Consider the following 3,485-nt stretch of genomic DNA (forward strand, 5'->3'; position numbering starts at 1 on the left):
AACCGTCAAGGAGTGCCATGATCATCATTCCGGCTGTGGACCTCAAAAGCGGCAAGTGCGTGCGCCTCCTGCAGGGGCGCATGGACCAGGAGACGGTTTTCTCGGATGACCCGGCGGCCATGGCCCTGCGCTGGGAGCGGGAAGGCGCCGAGATGCTGCACGTGGTCGACCTGGACGGGGCGATCGCCAAGAGCCCCCGCAACCTGGCGGCCATCCGTGAGATCCGCAGCCGGCTGCAGATCCCGATGGAGGTCGGCGGCGGGATCCGCACCCTGGACACCATCCGCCTGTACGTGGAGATGGGGGTCGACAAGGTGGTGATCGGCACCGAGGCGATCCGCAACCCGGACCTGGTCAAGGCCGCCTGCGAGGCCTTCCCGGGGCGCGTTGTGATCGGCATCGACGCCAAGAACGGGCGGGTGGCCATCGAGGGCTGGACCGAGACCACCGGCACCCTGGCCGTCGATCTGGCGCGGCAGTTCGAGGGCTGCGGGGTGGCGGCCATCAATTTCACCGATATCCAGCGCGATGGGATGCAGACCGGGGTCAACATCGAGGCGACCCGCCGGCTGGCCGAAGCCCTGACGATTCCGGTGGTGGCCTCCGGCGGGGTATCGACCCTGGCCGACATCCAGGTCCTCCTGCCCCTGGCCGCAGCCGGTGTCACCGGCGTGATCGTCGGCCGGGCGCTTTACGCCGGGAGCCTGGATCTTCAGGCCGCCATCCGCCTGCTGCGGGGCGGCGGGCAGGCCTGAACAGCAGCTTGACAAAATGGCCTTCAGGCGTTATTCTACACTATTTCGCAAAAATCCCGACTGTTCCCGAAGGCATTGATCCCTTGGCGCTTTCCGCATCGTGGCGTGAGTATTCCCCCTGTCGTTTCTTCCTGGGAAATGTCCCGGCTGCACCCGGACTAATCCTTTCCGGTTTTCCCCAGAGACCCGTTTTCCGGCCACGGAGGGATAGTTTTTTGGCTGACTTCATCCCGGAAGAAAAAATTTCAGAGATCCGCAATGCCGCCGACATCGTCGAGATCATCTCCGAGGCCGTCGTCCTGAAGAAAACCGGCCGCAATTTTGTGGGCCTGTGTCCGTTTCACGCCGAAAAAACCCCCTCTTTCAGCGTCAATCCGGAAAAGCAGATCTTCTACTGCTTCGGGTGTGCCACCGGTGGCAGCGTTTTTACCTTTTTGATGAAGCACCAGGGCATGACCTTCCCCGAGGCGGTCAAGGCGGTGGCCCAGCGCTGCGGCATCGAGCTGCCCCGGCGCGAGATGACACCTGTGGAGCGCCGCCGTGCCAGCGAGCGCGAGATCCTGCTGGGGGTGAATCGCAAGGCCATGGCCTTTTACAGCGGAATCCTGAAGCACCCCGCCGCGGGCCGCAAGGCACGGGCATATCTTGAAAAACGGGGATTTAAGGCGGCTGTCGTCGATCAGTTCGAACTGGGCTGCGCGCCCGAGGGTTGGGATGCGCTGATCCGCCACTTGGGGGGCGGACGCGAGCGCCTGCAGCTGTTGGAGAAAGCCGGGCTGGTGATCCCCCGCAAAAGCGGCAGCGGCTGCTATGACCGTTTCCGGGACCGGATCATTTTCCCGATTCGCAACGCCGCCCGCCAGGTGATCGCCTTCGGCGGCCGGGTGCTGGACGATGGGCTGCCCAAGTACCTGAACTCCCCGGAAACCCCGATCTACACCAAGGGCCGCTCGCTCTACGGGATCGACCTGGCGCGCGAGCACTGCCGCAAAAGCGAAACCGTATTCGTGGTGGAGGGCTATTTCGATCTTTTGGCCCTGCATCAGCACGGCATTCAAAACGCCGTTGCGACCCTCGGCACGGCCCTCACGCCGGAGCATGTGCGGGTCCTCAGGGGCTGCATCGGCGAGAACGGCACGGTGGTCCTGGTCTACGACTCGGACGCGGCCGGGATCAAGGCCGCCCAGCGCAGCATCGGCGTCTTTGAACAGGGCTACGCCGAGGCCCGCATCTGTGTGCTGCCGCCGGGCCACGACCCCGATTCCTTCATCTTCGAATTCGGCGCCGCGGCCTTTCAGAAGGCGGCCGCCGAAGCACGGGGGATCATGCCGTTTCTGATGGAGGCGGCGGTGACGCGCCACGGCCTTTCGGTGGACGGCAAGGTCCAGATCGTCTCCGAGCTGAGCGCGGCGATCGCGGCGATCCAGGACCCCATGGCCCGTTCGCTCTACATCAAGGACCTGGCCGAACGGATTGGGGTGGATGAAAGTGCCATTCTGGAGCGGGTCCGCGGCCGGCTGGGCGGCAAGGCCGCCGGCGGCGCCGCGGCACCACCGCAGGCGGCGGGCGCCGCCCGGCGCCCCGACCGGTTTGAGGTCCAGGTGGCGATGATGATGCTGCAGTACCCCCGGATCCTGCCGGAAATCCGGCGGCGGCAGCTCTTGGACCATTTTGAGAACCAGGCGCTGCGGCGCGTGGGCGACATGGCCCTGCGCTGGGAGAACGACCCGGACGGGTTCAACCGGGAGATCGACCGCACCGCCGACCCGGAGATCCAGCGGCTGGTGGCCTCCCTGGTCTTGGAGGAGACCCCCTGGAACCACCACGGCTGCCTCAAGCTGCTGGACCAGTTTGAAAACAGCCGCAAGAACAAAGACCGCACGATTCTTGAACAGATCAAAGCTGCTGAAAAAAGGGGCGATCATGAAGGATGGCTGAAACTCCTGCAGCAGAAACAGGCCCAGATCGAAAAATCGTAACATCCGTTCGCACCAGGAGACCATGCTGTATGGAAAACGACTCTGCCAAGAAGCGGCAACGTGCAGAAAAGATTGATAAAAAAGTTTTAAGGGAACTGATTTCGAAGGGCAAGGAAGAGGGGTTTCTGACCTACGAGGAGCTCAATCAGGTTCTCCCCGAGGACATGCTCTCCAGCGACCAGATCGATGAAACCATCATGATGTTCGATGACCTGGACATCGAGATCGTCGATGAAAACAAGCACAAGATCGGGGAGGTCAGCACCAAAGGCAAGGATCGCAAGAGCGAATTGCAGCAGCAGGAACGCGAAAACAAGGCGATGGCGGAGTTCGGCACGGTGACCGACCCCGTGAAGATGTACCTGCGCGAGATGGGGCTGGTGACCCTGCTGAGCCGTGAGGGCGAGATCGAAATCGCCAAGAAGATCGAGGCCGGCGAGCAGGAGGTCCTCAAGGGGCTGCTGGAGACTTCCATCGGCGTTGAAAGCATCCTGGGGCTCGGCGAGCTTATCGAGGGCGGGAGCCTGCGGCCCAAACACGTGCTGCGCGATCTGGACGAGGGGGATGCCCAGTTGGAGGAGTCCGAGCAGACCGACAACTTCATCGCCACCATCAACGCGATCCAGCAGATCGATCTGGAAAACAAGGCCTTTCGTGAAAGGCTCTTCACCGAAACGCTTCCCCCCGACGAGCAGCGCCGCCTGCGGCGCTGTATCGTGCGCCGCAACAACAAGATATTCCAGCTGCTGAA

At 63.0% G+C, this 3,485-nt stretch carries 3 protein-coding genes; all 3 read left to right on the forward strand.

From position 1 onward, the window contains the following. Nucleotides 1-17 precede the first annotated feature (17 nt). A complete protein-coding gene (gene hisA / locus LJE63_10235) occupies nucleotides 18-755 on the forward strand; it encodes a 1-(5-phosphoribosyl)-5-[(5-phosphoribosylamino)methylideneamino]imidazole-4-carboxamide isomerase (protein MCG6906991.1) in 738 nt (245 codons plus the stop codon). A gap of 215 nt (nucleotides 756-970) precedes the next feature. Further along, nucleotides 971-2,734, forward strand: coding sequence for a DNA primase (dnaG, locus tag LJE63_10240; GenBank protein MCG6906992.1), 1,764 nt, complete (start codon nucleotides 971-973; stop codon nucleotides 2,732-2,734). A gap of 29 nt (nucleotides 2,735-2,763) precedes the next feature. Beyond that, nucleotides 2,764-3,485: RNA polymerase sigma factor RpoD (locus LJE63_10245; protein ID MCG6906993.1), on the forward strand; the 722-nt coding region annotated here is incomplete at its 3' end.

The organism is Desulfobacteraceae bacterium, from assembly GCA_022340425.1.
Classification (GTDB): domain Bacteria; phylum Desulfobacterota; class Desulfobacteria; order Desulfobacterales; family JAABRJ01; genus JAABRJ01.